The organism is Rodentibacter myodis (genome assembly GCF_001999305.1).
Taxonomy (GTDB): domain Bacteria; phylum Pseudomonadota; class Gammaproteobacteria; order Enterobacterales; family Pasteurellaceae; genus Rodentibacter; species Rodentibacter myodis.
The window spans coordinates 14,794-32,416 of record NZ_MLHQ01000023.1 but is presented as its reverse complement, the minus strand read 5'-3'; the positions used below and the strand labels follow the sequence as shown (position 1 = coordinate 32,416).

Sequence of the window (17,623 nt, the reverse complement as noted above, 5' to 3'; positions counted from 1 at the left end):
AATTATGATGAAAAATAACCGCACTTAATCATTCAAAGTGCGGTCAATTTTTTTATGCGTTTTTAAAATTATGCTTTGGGGCCGGCAGTAATTAAGGCTTTACCTTCCTCATTAGTGGCGTATTTCACAAAATTTTTCACGAAACGATCGGCTAAGTCTTCCGCTTTTGTTTGCCATTGGGCTTTGTCGGCATAAGTATCACGAGGATCTAAGATTGATGCATCCACACCCGGTAAGGCTTTAGGAATTGCCAAATTGAAGATTGGTAATTCACTCATTTCTGCTTTTTCGATTGAACCGTCTAAAATCGCATCAATAATACCGCGGGTATCTTTGATGGAAATGCGTTTACCTGTGCCATTCCAACCGGTGTTGACTAAGTAGGCTTCCGCACCTGCCGCTTGCATACGTTTTACCAACACTTCCGCATATTTTGTCGGGTGAAGGGTTAAGAATGCCGCACCAAAACAAGCGGAGAAAGTTGGGGTTGGCTCGGTAATGCCACGTTCTGTACCGGCTAATTTAGCGGTGAAGCCGGATAAGAAATAATATTTGGTTTGTTCCGGTGTTAATTTAGAAACCGGTGGCAACACGCCGAAGGCATCGGCTGTGAGGAAGATGACTTTTGTCGCGTGACCTGCTCGGGATACCGGTTTGACGATATTGTCGATATGGTAGATTGGATAAGACACGCGGGTATTTTCGGTTTTTGAACCGTCATCAAAATCAATTGAACCGTCCGCACGCACAACGACGTTTTCTAATAAGGCATCACGGCGAATTGCACGATAAATATCCGGCTCATTTTCTTCAGAGAGATGAATAGTTTTCGCATAGCAACCACCTTCAAAGTTGAAGATACCGATATCGTCCCAACCGTGTTCATCATCACCAATAAGTTGGCGTTTTGGATCGGTTGATAGTGTGGTTTTACCGGTACCGGATAAGCCAAAGAACACGGCAACATCGCCTTTTTCACCAACATTGGCAGAACAGTGCATTGCGCCCACGCCTTTAAGAGGAAGGAAGTAGTTCATCATTGAGAACATACCTTTTTTCATTTCACCGCCGTACCAAGTACCGCCGATTAATTGAATGCGTTCTGTTAGATTGAATGCAACAAAGTTTTCAGAATTTAAGCCTTGTTCTTTCCAATTTGGATTAGTGACTTTAGAACCATTCATTACCACGAAATCAGGTTTGAAAGTTTTGAGTTGTTCTTCTGTTGGGCGAATGAACATGTTTTTTACAAAGTGAGCTTGCCACGCTACTTCAGTAACAATACGCACGGCAATTCGGTCTTGCTCACTTGCTCCGCAGAAACCATCAATTACAAACAAACGTTTGCGGGAAAGCTGGTTGGTGACGAGATTTTTTAAACTTTGCCAAGTGGCTTGATTCATTGGTTTGTTGTCATTCTTTGCTGCTTCGGATGTCCACCAAACCGTATCTTTGGTTTGTTCATCCAATACAATATATTTGTCTTTTGGAGAACGACCTGTAAAAATACCGGTATCCACCGCTACTGCGCCGGTTGTGGTCAGTGTACCTTTTTCAAAACCTTCTAAACCCGGTTTGGTTTCTTCTTCAAATAATTGTTCGTAACTTGGATTATAGACAACCTCTTTTACGTCATAAATACCAAGGGCTTCAAGTTCTTTGATTACTTTGTTTAAGTCTGTCATAAGTCACCTCTAATATTAAAGATTAAAATTTAATGATGATTTATTCTAAATGAAGACAATGGAAAAAAATGTTAACTAGATCTCATTTTTGAAAACTCATGCAATTTTCTACCTCTTTCTAGGTGAATTTTATGGAGTAAATAAAAAGTGCGGTTAAATTTGGGACAGTTTTATGATATTGCTGTTGTTTAAGGAATGAGGTGAGGGAAAAATAGGTGTCGCCGTGATATTAAGTCATTGAAATTGTATCTTTTTTAAGGACACGAGATATCGTGTCCTTACCTAATCAAGTTATTTTTTCCAATTTTTCAAGGCATCGGCAAAGGCATTACCCATTGCACTGTTGCCTTTGAAATCACGATCTTGGCGTGATGACGAATTGCCACGGGGCTTAGCGGATAAAGTGCGGTCGGATTTTCCGTCATTTTTGACCGCACTTTCATCTAACCGCATTGTAAGGGCGATACGTTTCCGTGGCACATCCACTTCCAATACTTTCACTTTCACAATATCACCGGTTTTCACCACTTGATGCGGATCTTCCACAAATTTATCGCTTAACGATGAAATATGCACTAAACCGTCTTGATGAACGCCAATGTCCACAAAAGCCCCAAAATTGGTTACATTGGTGATCGTTCCTTCTAAAATCATTCCGGCTTTTAAGTCAGTGATTTCTTCCACGCCCTCGGCAAAGGTTGCCGTTTTAAACTCGCCACGTGGGTCACGTCCCGGTTTTTCCAATTCTTTGAAAATATCCTGCACGGTCGGCAAGCCGAAACGATCATCGGTAAATTGTTTGGCATCCAGTTGGCGAATGGCATTACTACCCATCAATTCTTGGATGGATTGTTGGGTGGCTTGTAGAATTTTTTCCACGAGCGTGTAGGCTTCAGGGTGAACGCCTGATGCATCCAACGGATTCACACCATTGGCAATACGCATAAAACCGGCACATTGCTCAAAGGCTTTTGGCCCTAAACGAGGGACTTTTTTCAATTGTTCACGATTGTCAAAACGTCCGTTTTCATCACGGTAATCCACAATATTTTGTGCCAAGGTTTTTGTCATCCCTGCCACACGAGCCAGTAACGGCACGGAAGCGGTGTTTAAATCCACCCCCACCGCATTCACACAGTCTTCCACCACCGCATCTAATTTACGCGCCAGTTGGGATTGATTCACATCGTGCTGATATTGCCCCACACCAATGGCTTTTGGTTCGATTTTCACCAGCTCTGCCAGTGGATCTTGCAGGCGGCGGGCAATAGACACCGCTCCCCGTAAAGACACATCTAAATTTGGAAATTCATTGGCGGCAAATTCGGAAGCGGAATAGACGGATGCACCTGCTTCAGACACCACCACGGTTTGTGGTTTATTTTCCTTAATTTCTTTAATCACTTCTTTGGCAAAACGCTCGGTTTCACGAGAAGCCGTGCCGTTACCAATGGCGATTAATTCCACATTATGTTTGCGAATTAACCCAAACAAGGTCATTTGCGCTTCGGCTTCACGCCCGGTGTGAGGATAAATCGTAGCGGTATCCAAGAGTTTTCCGGTGTTATCCACCACCGCCACTTTCACACCGGTTCGCAAGCCCGGGTCAAGTCCAATGGTGTTTTTAGAACCTGCCGGTGCCGCCATTAAAAGTGCGGTCAAATTGCGGGCGAAAACGTCAATGGCTTCTTCTTCCGCTTTTTCACGCAATGCGCCCATTAATTCGGTTTCAAGGTGAAGGGAGACTTTGATTTTCCACGTCCAAGCAATAACCTGTTCACGCCATTTATCTGCCGCTTGTCCGCTAAAATGAACACCTAAATGATCACGAATAATTTCTTCACAATAGCTTTGGCGAACGCCCTCTTCCGCATCGGGATCGGCATTTAACGTGAGTTGTAAAATCCCTTCGTTACGTCCGCGGAACATTGCTAAAGCACGGTGTGAAGGTACATTTTTCAACAATTCTTTGTGGTCAAAATAATCTTGGAATTTTGACCCTTCCGATTCTTTCCCTTCAATGACTTTCGCTTCAATTTGTGCATTTTGTTGCAAATATTGACGCACTTTTGCCAATAATTGGGCGTCTTCGGCAAAGCGTTCCATTAAAATATAACGCGCTCCTTCCAGTGCAGCTTTGGTATCTGCCACACCTTTTTCGGCATCGACAAAAGAAAGTGCGGTCGTTTCCGGATCATTTTTTGGTTCGTTCCATAAGAGATCGGCGAGCGGTGCTAAGCCTGCTTCAATAGCAATTTGCCCTTTGGTGCGGCGTTTTGGTTTAAAGGGTAAATATAAATCCTCCAATTCCGTTTTGCTTTGCGTGGCGGCGATTTGGGTGCGTAGTTCGTCCGTGAGTTTGCCCTGTTCCTCAATTGATTTCAAAATGCTTTGGCGGCGATCTTCAAGTTCACGCAAATAGCCTAAACGGGTTTCAAAATGACGAAGCTGGGTATCGTCCAGCCCACCGGTGACTTCTTTACGATAACGTGCAATAAAAGGAATGGTGTTTCCGTCATCCACAAGTTGAATGGCGGCAAGAATTTGGTGAGCAGCAACATTGAGTTCTGAGCCGATAATTTGGCTGATTTGTTGATTTAACATATTTGAGTACATCTTCTAAAAATGAATAAAAATTACGGCATAGAATACTGGTTTTGATACCTCGGCTCAAATATAATTCAACAATTTTTCTAACCGGAACAACAAATGGCAAAATCAAACTACATTACACGCCAAGGCTGGAATGCGTTGGATCAAGAATTAAAATATTTGTGGAAAGAGGAGCGACCCAAGGTTACGCAAGCGGTGTCCGATGCCGCCGCATTGGGCGATCGCAGTGAAAATGCGGAATATATTTATGGAAAACGCCGTCTGCGTGAAATTGATCGCCGTGTGCGTTTTCTAAGTAAACGTTTAGAGGTGTTACAAATTGTGGATTATAGCCCAAAGCAAGAGGGGAAGGTTTTTTTCGGTGCTTGGGTGGAATTGGAAGATGAAGAAGGCGAAGTGAAACAGTATCGTTTGGTGGGATGTGATGAGTTTGATCCTGCCAAAAATTGGATTTCGATTGATTCACCGGTGGCGCGTGCTTTGATTGGCAAAGGCATTGATGATGAGGTGAGGGTCGATACCCCCTCAGGACGGGTTACCCTTTATGTGAATCGAATTTGGTATGAAAAAGCGTAAAATTAACCGCACTTTGATTAATGAGGACGTTATGCATTCAATCGTTGTATTTTTAAAATGGCTTGTTATTTTGGTTGTATTGATTGCCGCTGCAATCTATGCATTTTTAAATTTTCACCCCGTTTGGGGCGGTAAGCCCGATGCGGAAAGTCTTGCTAAAATGCAGGCTTCCAAACATTATGACGGTAAAAAATTTAACAATTTAGAGCCGACAGCATTGGTTACTTCCGATGAACCCTTATCGATTTGGCAGTGGGCGTACAATCACTTAACGACATCAGAAAATAAAAATCCAAATGAACCCTTGCCAACGGTTAAACTTGATAATCACCAATGGCAAAATGGCAGTGTGGCGTGGTTGGGGCATTCAAGCGTCATATTTCAAACCGCAGGTAAAAAATTTATCACCGATCCCGTGTTTTATCGGGCTTCTCCTGTGCCGTTTACCGGCGAACCTTTTGCAATGACAAACACGCCAACCATTGATGATTTGCCACAAATTGATGTGGTGTTGATCTCGCACGATCATTATGACCACCTTGATTATCAGGCGATCAAGGAAATAGTGGCAAAAGGAAAAGCGAAACAATTTATTGCACCGCTTGGCGTGAAAGCACATCTTGTTCGCTGGGGCGTGAAAGCGGAAAATATCACGGAATTGGATTGGGAAGAACAAACGAATATTGGGGATATTGCCATTACCTTCGTTCCGGGCCGTCATTTTAGCGGACGGGAATTGAACATACAAAACCCAACACTGTGGGGCGGTTATGTTGTGAAATCCCCTGATCTGTCGCTTTATTTTAGTGCCGATAGCGGCTATGGCAAGCATTATGCCGAAATTATTGCAAAATACGCCCCTTTTGATTTTGTGATGATTGAAAATGGAGCTTACGATCAAAAATGGTTGCTTATTCACGAGCTGCCGGAACAAGGCGTGCAGGCATTAAGAGAAATTAATGCAACAAAAGCAATGCCGATTCACTGGGGAAAATTTGATCTTGCCAACCATCATTGGAAAGAACCGATTGAACGTTTCTTAAACGCGGCAGAGCCGGCAGGTTTTGACATCGCCACCCCAAAAATCGGACAGATTTTTCAAATTGAACAACTACCAAAAGAGAAGTGGTGGGAAGAAGTGAAATAATTAGTTTCACATATCAGACAAATGGAGCGAATCATCTAGGAAAAGGAAATGTTACGCCCTAAATATCTCCTAAATATCTTATTGATAGATATAACTTTTAATTTATAGATTAAATATATTATAATTACATAACTTTTAAGTTATGGATTGACTATGTTTGAGTTATTTTTTCATCCAGAAGCCGTTGGAGAGATAGAATCATTATCCCCAACGATGAAAGCAAAAGTATTAAATGCGCTTGATAAATTAGAAATACTAGGGAATGACCTTCGTTTTCCACATACCCGCTCGGTTAAAGATGGGCTTTTTGAACTTCGTGCCGGCAGTAAAGATATTTCTCGTACATTTTTTGCTTTTGCTGTTGGGAAAAAAATTTATATCTTGCGCACTTTTGTAAAGAAAACGCAAAAAACACCGCCACAGGAAATTGTATTAGCATTAAAACGTTTGGGAGAAATGATAGATGAAAGTACAGCCAATTAGTTATAAAAAAGTGAAAGAACATTTACTTCAAGACGAAGAAACAAAACAACTTTATTTACAGGAAAAAAGGATTGAAGAACTGCAATTATTACTCAGAGAAATACGCACCCGCGCAGGATTGACCGTCTCTCAAGTGGCAGAAAGAATGGGGATAACCCAACCGGCTGTGAGCAAACTTGAAAAAAATGCAAGTCGTGCTTCATTTTTAACACTTCAACGTTATGCACAAGCCTGTGGAACAGAGCTAAGAATATCGGCATAAAATAATTCTAAATTTAACCGCACTTTTGTGCGGTTTTTTATTTAGCCTTTTATAAATCGTAAGCGAATGCGATCATAAATCCAATTAAAGAAAAAAGTGTACACCATAATAATGAACGTCAGACCAATATCCGCTAAAAATGCTTGCCATAGGTTGAGTTCGAGAGCGTAGGCAACCATTGGAATGGTGAGAATCAATAAGGTTGCTTCAAAAGAAAGGGTATGAAAAAGACGAAATAATAGGCTACGTTCTTCTCGTTTACCGGTAAAAATTTTGTCAAAAAGCCAATTGAAGGTAAAATTACACAGCATCGCAACCACGGCAATTGCAATCGTAAGTACAAATGCCGTATGTATTCAGCAGCAAAATTTTCATCGCCTCTTGATAACCCGATATAATAATAGGGTTGCACAATACACCGGCTTTATTTACTCATAAAAAAGGACAAACAAATGAAAACGATTAGATTACTCTATCCTGATTTTGTCAGCGGAGGATTAGAAACCTATCATTTTGGTGCCAATTTACTGGCTCATATTTTGCCGCTTAACCCAAATCAACCGCTTATTCGGGTAAATATTGCCGAGCCGAGTGGGGAGCAATATCCAATAACAGACGGAATTTATGCCAAAGAACAGGTCATCAGTGGGATTAAAAATGCAATGGAGGCGATTGAAATGGAACAGCCCGATAAAATCATCACGATTGGCGGAAACTGCATTGTCTCCCAAGCCTCCTTTGATTATTTACACGGGCGCTATGAAAATGTTGGCGTGATTTGGATCGATACCCATCCGGACGTGTCGTCTCCGAAAGACGGCAACCCGAATGCACACGCAATGGTGCTGGCATCGTTGATGGGCAAAGGTGATAATTCGTTAACCTCATTGATGAAAAATAAAAAATTCACTGCCGGGCAGATTTTATATGTCGGTTTACAACCAATTCACGCTTACCAACAGCAATTTTTAGATCAGCAGGGTGTGCAGTATAAAATTCAAGATAAGACATTTTTATCCGATGGCGAAATCAAAGCCTTTACTGATAAGTTTGAGCATATTTTAGTGCATTTGGATATTGATGTGCTGGACGAACATTTCTTCCACTCTACCTATTTTGCAAACCCCGAATTAAAAGGTGATGGTAGCGGTGGCGGAAAAATGACAATGGAACGACTTACAGAAATTTTGCAGCTGATTAGCCGTAATGCGGATGTAGTTGGCTTTACTATTGCTGAATATCTGCCATTTGATGAACATAAATTGTATAAAATGTTTAAATCTATTCGCTTATTTAATGAATAGCAAGGAAGGGGTTGAATGGAAAAATCGCTCTGATTTTTGAGTCTCTAAGATGGCGCAAGTTTGAAATTTGTGCCCCAAAAAATAATTGTAAATTTTGTTTATAAATCAAAGAGAAAAAGGCACAATCATAGGCTTGCGCCATAGTTAAGAGCTAAATCCGCCCGGTTAATTTGTGGGACATCGTCCCATAATTTCAATGTGAATACATTGCTTTATTTCCCCAATGGTCTATCAAAACGCACGTTTGCCGTTAGTTTATTCAGTGCCATTACACCCGATAATTCGTGGGGAAGGTAGCATTCTTCCAGATACCGAATATCATCATCAGAAAGCATGACATTCAAGGCATTGACCGCGCCATCAATATGATTGAACTTAGTGGCACCTGCAATAGGTGAAGCGACTTTGGTTAAAAGCCACGCTAGGGAGATTTCGGTCATTGAAACGCTGTATTTTTCCGCTAACTTCACCACACGTTCAATGATTTTGCCGTCTTGTTCGGCGGTTTTGTCATATTTGAATTTTGCCACTTGGTCTGCTTCTAAGCGATTGCTACCGAAAAGCACGATGGAGGCGAGTGAACCGACAATCATTGCCCCCAATTCAAATAATACGGTATGAAAAATACGTTCTTTGACTTGCATAGCGATAAAATTAACCGGAACTTGCCACGCAAATATAAATCAAAACGCCGTAAAAAATGACAGCACTTATGCCAAGTAATCTTGTGGCAAGGGCGTAATTGCGTTGGTGTAATTTATAAAGTAATCGGGCGATAAGGGCGAGAATAAAAGGATAGATCCAAAATAAGGTAGAAAAGAGATTGATCTGCGCTTCACTTAATGCGGTGTTTTTGGCAAAATTGGTTGAGATCAATAATGCCATAGGCCAAAGTAAAACCGGCACGCAAAAAGCGGCAAGCCCCCAAGTGAATTTGCTAAATTTTGTTGGCATTGAACTGCGAATTGATGGACGGGACATAATAAAAATTGACGACTGAATCATAGGGGACGAAATATAGCAAATGCCGTTCGGCTTGGGTAGCAATTCTTTGCTTTCACCCGCTTGAAATGGTAGAGTATGCAACGTCTATTTTCAGCTGGTAGGATACTGCGTGAAACACGATCTTAATCAGGCGAAAAAATATGTTGAAATCCTAGACCAACGCCGTATGGAACGCGCATTATTGGGTTTGAATGACGGATTCCAACAGGTTTTATCCCTCATTCCGCTTCTTCTTCATTTCAATCATCCGAGTTTACCCGGTTATGTTTCTTCATCGCATACGTTTTTTGGTATTGCCGATTTTTCCTTGTCCGCATATCAACAGCGTTTTCTTTCCAATGAATATCCAAGCCAATGCGATGCGTTAAAATCACATATTTATGTCAAAAATCCACCTATTTTAGGGGTTTATGTGATGGGGAGTTTTGGTTCGATTAGCCAAACGTCCACTTCCGATATTGATACTTGGATTTGCCATAGTGAAGACTTAACTGAAGAAGAACGGGATTTACTTGCGCAAAAAGCACGCAAAATTGAAGAATGGGCGTTGCAATTTAAAGTTGAAATTCATTTTTATTTGATGGATCAACAACGTTTTCGCAACGATCGCTATGCCGAGACCGTGACCAACGAAAACAGTGGCTCGGCACAATATATGCTCTTGCTGGAAGAATTTTATCGTTCTGCCGTTCGTCTTGCCGGAAAACCGCTTTTATGGCTGCATTTGTGGGTAGAAAATGAGGCCGATTACGAAAAAGAAGTGCAAAAACGCATTGAAAACGGATCACTTAATCCGCAAGATTGGGTTGATTTTGGTGGGTTAGGTCGGTTTTCTGCCAAGGAGTATTTTGGTGCGAGTTTGTGGCAACTTTATAAAGGGGTCGATTCGCCCTATAAATCCGTCTTAAAGATTTTACTTTTAGAGGCGTATTCCAAAGAATATCCCAACGCCCAACTGATCGCCCGACAATTTAAAGAAGATCTCTTCGCCGGCAATACCACGCCGGAGCATCATTTTGACCCTTATATTGCGATTCTGGCAAAAGTTACCCAATATTTGACCGCACTTTCCGAGTTTAAACGGCTTGATTTTGTTCGCCGCTGTTTTTATGTAAAAGTGATGGAAGATTTATCACGCTACCAAATTGATAACTGGCGTACAAACTATATGCGAATACTCGCTCAAGAGTGGGGCTGGAGTGCCGAGACGATTCGGGATTTAAATCATCGTCCGTTTTGGAAAATTAAGCGGATGAAAGAAAGTCACGGAAGTTTGGTGAAATTTTTAATGCTGAGTTATCGCAATTTAATTACGTTTGCCCGCAAACATAAAATCCATTCCAGCGTGATTCCGCAGGATATAAATATTCTCACCCGTAAACTTTACACCGCGTTTGAAGAATTACCGGGTAAAGTAAATTTATTAAACACGCAGAATTTCTGTGATTTATCCGAACCGCACCTTTCCTTTTTAGAAGTGCGGGGTAACAAACATTTTAAGGACGGTTGGTATCTTATTAATTGCTCGCCGAATACAATGTTCTCCTCAAAAGATCGGGTTGTTGAATATAATGAAAATCTGAATAAGTTGGTGGCATGGGCATATTTTAATCATTTATTAACCGCCGAGACGGAGCTTTATCTTTTCAGTAAAACCGTTAGCATTGAAACCCTACGCAGTTTTGTGTCGGATTTACGCCTTTCTTTTTCCCGAACCCTCACCAATGTTGGTACGGATGCCTTGGCAAATTCCTGTGAAATTAGTCAAATTTTAATTGCCGTAAATTTAACCGTTGATCCTTCTGCCCCTTTAACCGAATTTAGAGACAACCTTTCGGCAAGTGATCTGTTCAGTTTTGGGCCTTTTGAACAAAATTTTGTGGGGAGCATTGATTTTACCTACCGCAATATTTGGAATGAAATTCGCACCTTTCATTTTGAAGGGCCTAATGCCATTTTGCTGGCACTAAAAGTGCTTTCTAACAAAATTTATCGTGGCGTGAATAGTCCACGCTCCGTACAAGTCTGTTGTTATAGCAAGCATTATCGCCGCACCTTACGCAATTTGGTAAATGCGTTGGTAAATCGTTGTATTCGTATTCAACTTGGCGACACAACCCCACCGCACACATCAAGATTACGTGTTGCAGGAAAAAACTGGCAATTCTTTTTTGAAGATCGCGGGATTAGCTTAAAAGAAATCGAAAATGATGAACAAAGTGCGGTTGATTTTGACGATATTTTAAAAACAACCGTTGATGAAAAGGCAACCATTACAAATGGCGATCGCCAATATCCGGCAGGGATTGACTTGTTTGCCCGAGAAGGATTCTTACAATTTTTCTTTGAAGATAATAAGGACGGCACGTTCAATGTCTATCTGTTGGACGAATTAAATCATCTGGAAATTTACCGCCATTGTGATGGCTCAAAAGATGATAAAGTGCGTGAAATTAACCGACTTTACCAAGCCTCAGAGCGGGGCTGTGATAATCCTTATCATATTGAATCACGTAATTTTAACTATCCACAATTTTACCAATTACAACATTGCCCGCAGGGACAGGTGCAAATTTTACCTTTTAAATTTCAACCAACCCCGCCTTAATCCTACCTCAAAAGAGGGATTATGAATGAGATAGATCAACTTCCCCCATTTTTTGCGTTGGAAGGTATTTTAAATATCGCTAGAATGGGGCGTTTTTTGTGACGGGATTTCCGTCAATTGTTGCCAAGGGGGAAATATGCAAGAAAAATTAAAAGTGTTACTCATCGATGACCACCCACTAATGCGCCGTGGCATTAAGCAACTTGTTGAATTAGATGATAATTTTGAAGTGATTGCCGATGTCGGTAGCGGAGTGGAAGGGATTTCCATCGCATTACAAATCTCACCGGATTTGATCATTTTGGATCTCAATATGAAAGGGCTTTCAGGCTTGGATACCCTCAAAGGATTGCGGGCAGAAGGCGTGGATGCACGCATTGTGATTTTAACCGTCTCCGATGCTAAAAACGATATTTTCGCATTAATTGATGCCGGGGCAGACGGCTATTTATTAAAAGATTCCGAGCCGGACACCTTACTTGAACAATTAAAAAGCATTGCACAAGGCGAAGTGATTTTAAGTGATTCAATTAAAAATTTACTCCTCGAACGTAAACATCGCCAAGATCCAATGGATTCCTTAACCGAACGGGAAATGGATGTATTAAATTTAATCGCCACCGGACTATCCAACAAACAGATTGCAGGCAAATTATTTATTTCGGAAGAAACCGTGAAAGTACATATCCGCAATTTGTTACGTAAACTAAACGTCCATTCACGCGTTGCCGCCACCGTGCTGTATTTTGAATATAAGAATCGGCATTGATACATTGAAAATGGCAGTATGATGGAAACCAACGCGCAAGGTGGAAGTCATTTGAATAGCATATTAATCCATTAAAATTTTTTTAGTTTTCAATGCAAATGCCAATTGTGGTATTCCCAATTTCTTTTAAATACATATCGTCGGAAATTTATTCCGCCGTTTTTATTTTGGCACGCCCCGTAGCAAAGGAATTGGCTCATAGGGGGCTTGCGAAGTGGGGGCTGGCGTATCATTAAAGAGCAGAATAAATGGTTTCGGCGGTACAATACGTTCGTTACGCCATAAACTGCCCATTCCCACCAGTTGAATATCCGCCGGTAAATTTTTCAGCCCTTGTTGTAATACGGCAACGGTATTTTTACGTGGGTGTCCGATCGCGATCGCCGTACCGTGTTTTCGGGCGTATTGGATTGCCGCTTGGAATTGGCGTTGGACATCGGCAAATTCATTACTGTCATCAAGAAAAATATGGCGATCCAACGCCCGCACGCCTTGTTCTTTGGCGATTTTCCCTGCAACGGATTTGCCAATGGTTCGACTGTCTAAAAAGAACAAATGCTGTGCGTTTAATGCACGCATTAAATGGGTCATTAAGGTTGTATCTGCCGTTGCGGCACTGCCCATATGATTATTCATACCAATGGCATAACTTACGATATTTTTTGCCGTTTGAACACGATGGCTAACCTGTTCTGCCGACATCCCTAAATGCAGACCGCCTTCTTCAATTTTTACTTGGCTGACAGGTTGCATTGGTAGATGAATAAGAATATCACGCCCTTGATTTTTGGCTTCCAGATTTCGTTGGCGGGCATAGGGGGCGACAGGAATAATCGCCACGGAAATTTCACGCGGCATCGCGAAAATTGCCGCATCTTCTTTTGGGTGATAGCCTACATCATCAATCACAATAGCGAGTTTACTTTGTGCGAGGCTAAGGCTTGAGAAAAGTGCGGTTGAAAAAAACAGTAAATTTTTAACCGCACTTTTTAATGTGTTATTCATTATTTTATCCATCCTGCCGGATTGACCGGTACGCCTTTACGGCTAATGCCAAAGTACAACGCCGGACGGGAAAGTTCGCCGGTATTGCCTACCTGCGCAATGGTTTGACCGGCAGACACCAGTTGATTCGGTTTCACAAACACCGCTTGGTTAAAGCCATATAAACTCAAATCGCTTTCTCCGTGTTTGATAATCACCATATAGCCATAACCATTAAGCGGACCGGCAAGAATCACACGACCGCCGGCAATCGCTCGTACTGCCGTACCGTTTGGGGCGGCAATCACCATTCCTTTCCAACGGGCTTCACCGGCTTGTGCCGAACCAAAGGCATATAAGGTTGAACCGTTCACCGGTTTATTATATTGGCGTTTTGCCGCCCCCAAGCCGTTGGTGCTGTTAATCAACTGTCGCTCTTGAGCGGTAGGTTTATAAGGTTTGGCGGTGCGTTTTTCTTCCGCCTGTTTACGCTGTGCCAAGGCTTCACGTTCCCGTTGTTCTTGCTGACGGGCGGTTTGTTCTGCCCGTTGAATTTCTTGGCGTAAAGCGGTTTCGTTTGCCCGCAAGCGTTCTAATTTATTTTGATCTTGATGAATACTTTTGTTGATTTCATTAAGCGTGGATTGACGTTCACGCTGGATTTTTTCTAATTCCTGTTGTTGTTTTTTTTGTGTAGAAAGCTGATCCCGATGGTTTTGCTGTTGCCCTAAAATTGCTTCTTTTTGTTTCACAATTTGGGCTTGCGTGGCTTGCAGATTATGGATCATCTCAATGCGGGCTTGGTTTAAATGTTCGTAATACACCTTCATCCGCGCCGCTTTTTTCGCATCTTCAGAGAACATTCTTTCCAATACGGAAGGATTTAGGCCCGAACGATAAATCACATCCATTTGTTTTGCCAGTTTGGCTTTTTGCTCACGCTCTTTTTTTTCTAATTGCTTGATTTGTTTATCTGCCTCGGTGATTTGCTTGCGAATTTCTTTCAAGCTGAGTTCTGTTTCCCGCAATTCGCCTGCAACGGAATTAATTTTACTTTCTTGATTTTTTAAGGTGGATTGAAGTTTCGCCTGTTGACGTTTTTGTTCGGCAAGTTTTGATTCTTGTTGTTTGATCTGTTGTTGAATTTGATTCAGGTTGTTGCCGTAGCCGAATGGTGAAAACCCCATTATCCCACAGGCAAAAAGTGCGGTCATTTTTGAAAATGTTTTTATACTCGCTTTCCAATATTGCATAGGTCAAACTCTAGAGATAAAAATAAGGTGCGTAAAGAAAATTCGCAGATTGTGAATAGTAGCATTATTTTAAGAGGGCTAAAACGCCAACACCCGATTTTTTGCGAAAGATCAGGAAAACACGCCTTTTCGCTTTTAAAGCCAATGATTTTTTGCTATAAAGTGCCGGTTTATTTTTAACAACATACCCTTAGGAGATCCTTATGGAATTAGTCTTTATCCGTCACGGTTTCAGTGAATGGAATGCAAAAAACTTATTCACCGGTTGGCGTGATGTCAACCTCACCGAACGTGGTGTGGAAGAAGCCAAAGCCGCAGGTAAAAAATTATTGGATGCAGGTTACGAATTTGATATTGCGTTCACTTCTGTTTTAACCCGTGCAATCAAAACTTGTAACATCGTATTGGAAGAATCGCACCAATTATGGATTCCTCAAGTCAAAAACTGGCGTTTAAACGAACGTCACTATGGGGCATTACAAGGATTAGACAAAAAAGCAACGGCAGAGCAATATGGTGACGAACAAGTTCACATTTGGCGCCGTTCTTACGATATTTCTCCACCGGATTTAGATCCGCAAGATCCAAATTCCGCACACAATGACCGCCGTTATGCCAACATTCCGGCTGATGTGGTGCCAAATGCAGAAAATTTAAAACTCACTTTAGAGCGTGCGCTTCCGTTCTGGGAAGACCAAATCGCTCCGGCAATGCTTTCCGGCAAACGTGTTTTAGTGGTAGCACACGGTAACTCACTTCGTGCCTTAGCAAAACATATTATCGGCATTTCTGACGCAGAAATTATGGATTTTGAAATCCCAACCGGTCAGCCGTTAGTATTAAAACTGGATGATAAATTAAACTACGTAGAACATTATTATCTGTAATGTTAATTTGAGTATTAAAGTGCGGTTAGTTTTAACCGCACTTTTTGTTTAAGGAGATGAAAATGAAAAAATTAGTCAAGGTGTTATTGGCGTTGTTACCTTTTCTTGCCGTCTCGGCAATGGCTGCCCCGGCACAAAAAAGCCCCATCAAACAAAGTGTCAAACAGACGAAAAACACATCGGTAAAAAAACAGGCTGAGAAAAAACTTGTGGTGAAAACTACATCCACAAAAAAAGTGGTAGATAAAAAGTCGGTTAAGGCAAAAAAGACGAAAAAAAGTGTAGAAAATAAAAAGACGGTGCAGAAAAAATCGGTGGCAAAAGCCGATCAAAAAATGCTGAAAAAACAACGTTCTACGGATAAAAAATCAACTAAGTTAGCAACGAAATCCGCTTCCCGAAAGGAGCTCAATAACGCCCCAAAAACCACATTGGCAAAAGCAAAAAATATGGATAAAAAGGGCGAAAAAACAGAAAACAATGCGGCTAAAGCGTTACCACTGAGCCAAGCGAAAAAAATGGTAGTCGTGCCGAAATGCCAAGACGATAACGTGGTTAAAGTATTATCCGATGCTTTCAAACAACAAGGTAAGGCAACCGGTGTACCAATGACAGTAAAACAACTCAGCCAAACCCGCGAAACACAACATTATCCGCAGCAGGGAATTCGTAGTTGCCACGCTTTAGTGGAAACAAGCGGTAAAAAATACCAAACGGATTACAGCGTGATTTTGAATGGAAATGGCTTTTTTGTTCAGGTGGAAAATGCACAAGCGATATTTTAATATCGTGTGGAAATGAATAAGGTGCAGTTTACACCTTATTTTTGTTTTAACGAAAGGAATAACAATTCAATTTCTTTTTCTGACAGCTCCCGATATTCGCCATTAGGTAATCCTTCAATAGATAATATTCCCATTTGATAACGCACTAAACGTAAGGTGGGGAAGCCGATATGTGCCGTCATTCGGCGGACTTGGCGGTTGCGGCCTTCGGTGATTTTTATTTCTAACCAAGATGTGGGGATGGATTTTCGCTCGCGGATTGGTGGGAGGCGTTGCCATAAATTCGGTGCTGAAATTAACCGCACTTTTGCCGGTTTTGTCATTCCGTCTTTTAGTTCTATTCCTTGGCGTAGCCGTGTTAAATCCTGTTCCTTTGGTTCGCCTTCCACCTGCACCCAATAGGTTTTTTCCGTTTTGAATTTTGGATCGGCAAGTCGTTGCTGTAATACGCCGTTATTGGTGAGAATGAGTAAGCCTTCGCTGTCGCGATCCAATCGTCCTGCCGCATAGACATTGGGGATTGGAATGAAATCTTTCAGCGTGGTTCGCCCATTTTCATCGGTGAATTGGGTGAGGACATCGAAAGGTTTATTAAAAAGAATAACCCTTGTTTTTACGGGCGTTTTTATTTTGGGTTTACGGGTTTTGAAAGAAACGCCAACAGGGCTTTTGTTGGCGTTGTTGCGTGAGGGAAATTTTTTCATTAGTGCGTTTTGTGGCTGGTGCTATAAAGAATTTTGTCTGTATAAGCCAAGGCAATCGCCGAGACTAAGAAGCCAAGGTGTAAGAAAAGCTGCCACATCATTGTTTTTTCCGGCAAATTACTAACATTGACAAAGGTTTGTAGCATATGGATAGATGAAATGGTGATGATCGACATTGAGAGCTTTACTTTCAATACGGTTGCGTTTACGTGGCTCATCCATTCCGGTTGATCAGGGTGATTGCGTGTTTTTAGTTTGGAGACGAAAATCTCATAGCCGCCAATGGTTACCATTACAAGTAAGTTGGCAATCATTACCACATCAATAAGATTTAACACGGCGAGCATAATGGTGTTGGAATCCATTTCGTTAATGTTGGTAATTAGATGCCAAAGGGATTTCATAAATTTATAGGCGTAAATACCTTGTACGACAACAAGCCCAAGGTAAATCGGTAATTGCAGCCAGCGGCTGGCAAAAACAATTTTGCTAATGGCGTTTGATTGTCGATTATATTTTGCGTAGGGATCTTGTGATTTTTGTTGTTCCATTTATTTT

At 41.6% G+C, this 17,623-nt stretch carries 18 protein-coding genes; 9 read left to right on the top strand and 9 right to left on the bottom strand.

The window, feature by feature from the left end; genetic code table 11:
* Nucleotides 1-68: 68 nt before the first annotated feature.
* Together pckA and BKL49_RS08850 are read right to left on the bottom strand one after the other, a co-directional pair.
* Complete coding sequence (gene pckA / locus BKL49_RS08855) at nucleotides 69-1,685, bottom strand: phosphoenolpyruvate carboxykinase (ATP) (protein ID WP_077424626.1); 1,617 nt, start codon at nucleotides 1,683-1,685, stop codon at nucleotides 69-71.
* 291 nt (nucleotides 1,686-1,976) lie between these two features.
* Entirely contained in the window at nucleotides 1,977-4,289 is a 2,313-nt protein-coding gene (locus BKL49_RS08850; protein ID WP_077424624.1) for a Tex family protein, read from the bottom strand.
* A gap of 105 nt (nucleotides 4,290-4,394) precedes the next feature.
* On the opposite strand from BKL49_RS08850, the gene greB reads away from it, so the two are divergent.
* The 4 genes from greB to BKL49_RS08830 all read left to right on the top strand — a co-directional run bounded on the left by greB (nucleotide 4,395) and on the right by BKL49_RS08830 (nucleotide 6,766).
* The gene (gene greB / locus BKL49_RS08845) at nucleotides 4,395-4,874 is read left to right on the top strand and encodes a transcription elongation factor GreB (protein WP_077424622.1); all 480 of its coding nucleotides are present in this window, start codon (nucleotides 4,395-4,397) and stop codon (nucleotides 4,872-4,874) included.
* The gene (locus BKL49_RS08840; protein ID WP_244151980.1) at nucleotides 4,861-6,021 is read left to right on the top strand and encodes an MBL fold metallo-hydrolase; all 1,161 of its coding nucleotides are present in this window, start codon (nucleotides 4,861-4,863) and stop codon (nucleotides 6,019-6,021) included. Before greB ends, BKL49_RS08840 begins: the two co-directional genes overlap by 14 nt.
* A gap of 153 nt (nucleotides 6,022-6,174) precedes the next feature.
* Nucleotides 6,175-6,504, top strand: coding sequence for a type II toxin-antitoxin system RelE/ParE family toxin (locus BKL49_RS08835; protein WP_077424620.1), 330 nt, complete (start codon nucleotides 6,175-6,177; stop codon nucleotides 6,502-6,504).
* Complete coding sequence (locus tag BKL49_RS08830; protein WP_077424618.1) at nucleotides 6,485-6,766, top strand: helix-turn-helix domain-containing protein; 282 nt, start codon at nucleotides 6,485-6,487, stop codon at nucleotides 6,764-6,766. The genes BKL49_RS08835 and BKL49_RS08830 overlap by 20 nt, the downstream gene beginning before the upstream one ends.
* A gap of 41 nt (nucleotides 6,767-6,807) precedes the next feature.
* On the opposite strand, the gene BKL49_RS08825 is transcribed toward BKL49_RS08830, so the two are convergent.
* On the bottom strand, nucleotides 6,808-7,122 hold the full coding sequence (locus tag BKL49_RS08825) for a PACE efflux transporter (protein WP_279625916.1): 315 nt from the start codon (nucleotides 7,120-7,122) through the stop codon (nucleotides 6,808-6,810).
* A 96-nt stretch (nucleotides 7,123-7,218) separates the two neighbouring features.
* Here BKL49_RS08825 and BKL49_RS08820 point away from each other — a divergent pair, with 96 nt between their 5' ends.
* A complete protein-coding gene (locus BKL49_RS08820; protein ID WP_077424614.1) occupies nucleotides 7,219-8,070 on the top strand; it encodes an arginase family protein in 852 nt (283 codons plus the stop codon).
* Between the two features lie 212 nt (nucleotides 8,071-8,282).
* Here the strand turns inward: BKL49_RS08820 and BKL49_RS08815 are convergent, their stop codons facing one another.
* Together BKL49_RS08815 and BKL49_RS08810 are read right to left on the bottom strand one after the other, a co-directional pair.
* Entirely contained in the window at nucleotides 8,283-8,714 is a 432-nt protein-coding gene (locus BKL49_RS08815) for an aldo/keto reductase (protein ID WP_077424612.1), read from the bottom strand.
* 10 nt (nucleotides 8,715-8,724) lie between these two features.
* Nucleotides 8,725-9,051, bottom strand: a complete 327-nt coding sequence (locus tag BKL49_RS08810; RefSeq protein WP_077424610.1) for a DUF5389 family protein — start codon at nucleotides 9,049-9,051, stop codon at nucleotides 8,725-8,727.
* 133 nt (nucleotides 9,052-9,184) lie between these two features.
* Between BKL49_RS08810 and BKL49_RS08805 the strand changes: the two genes are divergently transcribed.
* Both BKL49_RS08805 and BKL49_RS08800 read left to right on the top strand, forming a co-directional pair.
* Nucleotides 9,185-11,683, top strand: a complete 2,499-nt coding sequence (locus BKL49_RS08805) for a class I adenylate cyclase (RefSeq protein ID WP_077424608.1) — start codon at nucleotides 9,185-9,187, stop codon at nucleotides 11,681-11,683.
* Between the two features lie 136 nt (nucleotides 11,684-11,819).
* Nucleotides 11,820-12,452: a response regulator gene (locus tag BKL49_RS08800; RefSeq protein ID WP_077424606.1), complete on the top strand. Its 633-nt coding sequence runs from the start codon at nucleotides 11,820-11,822 to the stop codon at nucleotides 12,450-12,452.
* Nucleotides 12,453-12,614: 162 nt separating this feature from the next.
* On the opposite strand, the gene BKL49_RS08795 is transcribed toward BKL49_RS08800, so the two are convergent.
* Together BKL49_RS08795 and envC are read right to left on the bottom strand one after the other, a co-directional pair.
* Entirely contained in the window at nucleotides 12,615-13,457 is an 843-nt protein-coding gene (locus BKL49_RS08795; protein WP_077424604.1) for a divergent polysaccharide deacetylase family protein, read from the bottom strand.
* Nucleotides 13,457-14,689 (bottom strand): murein hydrolase activator EnvC, encoded by a 1,233-nt coding sequence (envC, locus tag BKL49_RS08790; RefSeq protein ID WP_077424602.1) that lies wholly within the window; start codon nucleotides 14,687-14,689, stop codon nucleotides 13,457-13,459. Before envC ends, BKL49_RS08795 begins: the two co-directional genes overlap by 1 nt.
* 203 nt (nucleotides 14,690-14,892) lie before the next feature.
* On the opposite strand from envC, the gene BKL49_RS08785 reads away from it, so the two are divergent.
* Nucleotides 14,893-15,576, top strand: a complete 684-nt coding sequence (locus BKL49_RS08785; protein ID WP_077424600.1) for a 2,3-diphosphoglycerate-dependent phosphoglycerate mutase — start codon at nucleotides 14,893-14,895, stop codon at nucleotides 15,574-15,576.
* Between the two features lie 62 nt (nucleotides 15,577-15,638).
* Nucleotides 15,639-16,361 (top strand): hypothetical protein, encoded by a 723-nt coding sequence (locus tag BKL49_RS08780; RefSeq protein WP_077424598.1) that lies wholly within the window; start codon nucleotides 15,639-15,641, stop codon nucleotides 16,359-16,361.
* A gap of 35 nt (nucleotides 16,362-16,396) precedes the next feature.
* Here BKL49_RS08780 and BKL49_RS08775 read toward each other — a convergent pair whose 3' ends face one another.
* Together BKL49_RS08775 and BKL49_RS08770 are read right to left on the bottom strand one after the other, a co-directional pair.
* The gene (locus tag BKL49_RS08775; RefSeq protein WP_077424596.1) at nucleotides 16,397-17,065 is read right to left on the bottom strand and encodes a pseudouridine synthase; all 669 of its coding nucleotides are present in this window, start codon (nucleotides 17,063-17,065) and stop codon (nucleotides 16,397-16,399) included.
* Entirely contained in the window at nucleotides 17,065-17,616 is a 552-nt protein-coding gene (locus BKL49_RS08770) for a TIGR00645 family protein (RefSeq protein ID WP_077424594.1), read from the bottom strand. The genes BKL49_RS08775 and BKL49_RS08770 overlap by 1 nt, the downstream gene beginning before the upstream one ends.
* Nucleotides 17,617-17,623 lie beyond the last annotated feature (7 nt).

Bases quoted from the DNA above. Each gene is read 5' to 3' on its own strand.
- BKL49_RS08800 (WP_077424606.1), top strand. From the start codon at position 11,820: ATGCAAGAAAAATTAAAAGTGTTACTCATCGATGACCACCCACTAATG.
- BKL49_RS08820 (WP_077424614.1), top strand. From the start codon at position 7,219: ATGAAAACGATTAGATTACTCTATCCTGATTTTGTCAGCGGAGGATTA.
- BKL49_RS08840 (WP_244151980.1), top strand. From the start codon at position 4,861: ATGAAAAAGCGTAAAATTAACCGCACTTTGATTAATGAGGACGTTATG.
- BKL49_RS08815 (WP_077424612.1), bottom strand. From the start codon at position 8,714: ATGCAAGTCAAAGAACGTATTTTTCATACCGTATTATTTGAATTGGGG.
- BKL49_RS08835 (WP_077424620.1), top strand. From the start codon at position 6,175: ATGTTTGAGTTATTTTTTCATCCAGAAGCCGTTGGAGAGATAGAATCA.
- BKL49_RS08780 (WP_077424598.1), top strand. From the start codon at position 15,639: ATGAAAAAATTAGTCAAGGTGTTATTGGCGTTGTTACCTTTTCTTGCC.
- envC (WP_077424602.1), bottom strand. From the start codon at position 14,689: ATGCAATATTGGAAAGCGAGTATAAAAACATTTTCAAAAATGACCGCA.
- BKL49_RS08810 (WP_077424610.1), bottom strand. From the start codon at position 9,051: ATGTCCCGTCCATCAATTCGCAGTTCAATGCCAACAAAATTTAGCAAA.
- BKL49_RS08850 (WP_077424624.1), bottom strand. From the start codon at position 4,289: ATGTTAAATCAACAAATCAGCCAAATTATCGGCTCAGAACTCAATGTT.
- BKL49_RS08830 (WP_077424618.1), top strand. From the start codon at position 6,485: ATGAAAGTACAGCCAATTAGTTATAAAAAAGTGAAAGAACATTTACTT.
- BKL49_RS08785 (WP_077424600.1), top strand. From the start codon at position 14,893: ATGGAATTAGTCTTTATCCGTCACGGTTTCAGTGAATGGAATGCAAAA.
- pckA (WP_077424626.1), bottom strand. From the start codon at position 1,685: ATGACAGACTTAAACAAAGTAATCAAAGAACTTGAAGCCCTTGGTATT.
- BKL49_RS08775 (WP_077424596.1), bottom strand. From the start codon at position 17,065: ATGAAAAAATTTCCCTCACGCAACAACGCCAACAAAAGCCCTGTTGGC.
- BKL49_RS08770 (WP_077424594.1), bottom strand. From the start codon at position 17,616: ATGGAACAACAAAAATCACAAGATCCCTACGCAAAATATAATCGACAA.
- greB (WP_077424622.1), top strand. From the start codon at position 4,395: ATGGCAAAATCAAACTACATTACACGCCAAGGCTGGAATGCGTTGGAT.
- BKL49_RS08795 (WP_077424604.1), bottom strand. From the start codon at position 13,457: ATGAATAACACATTAAAAAGTGCGGTTAAAAATTTACTGTTTTTTTCA.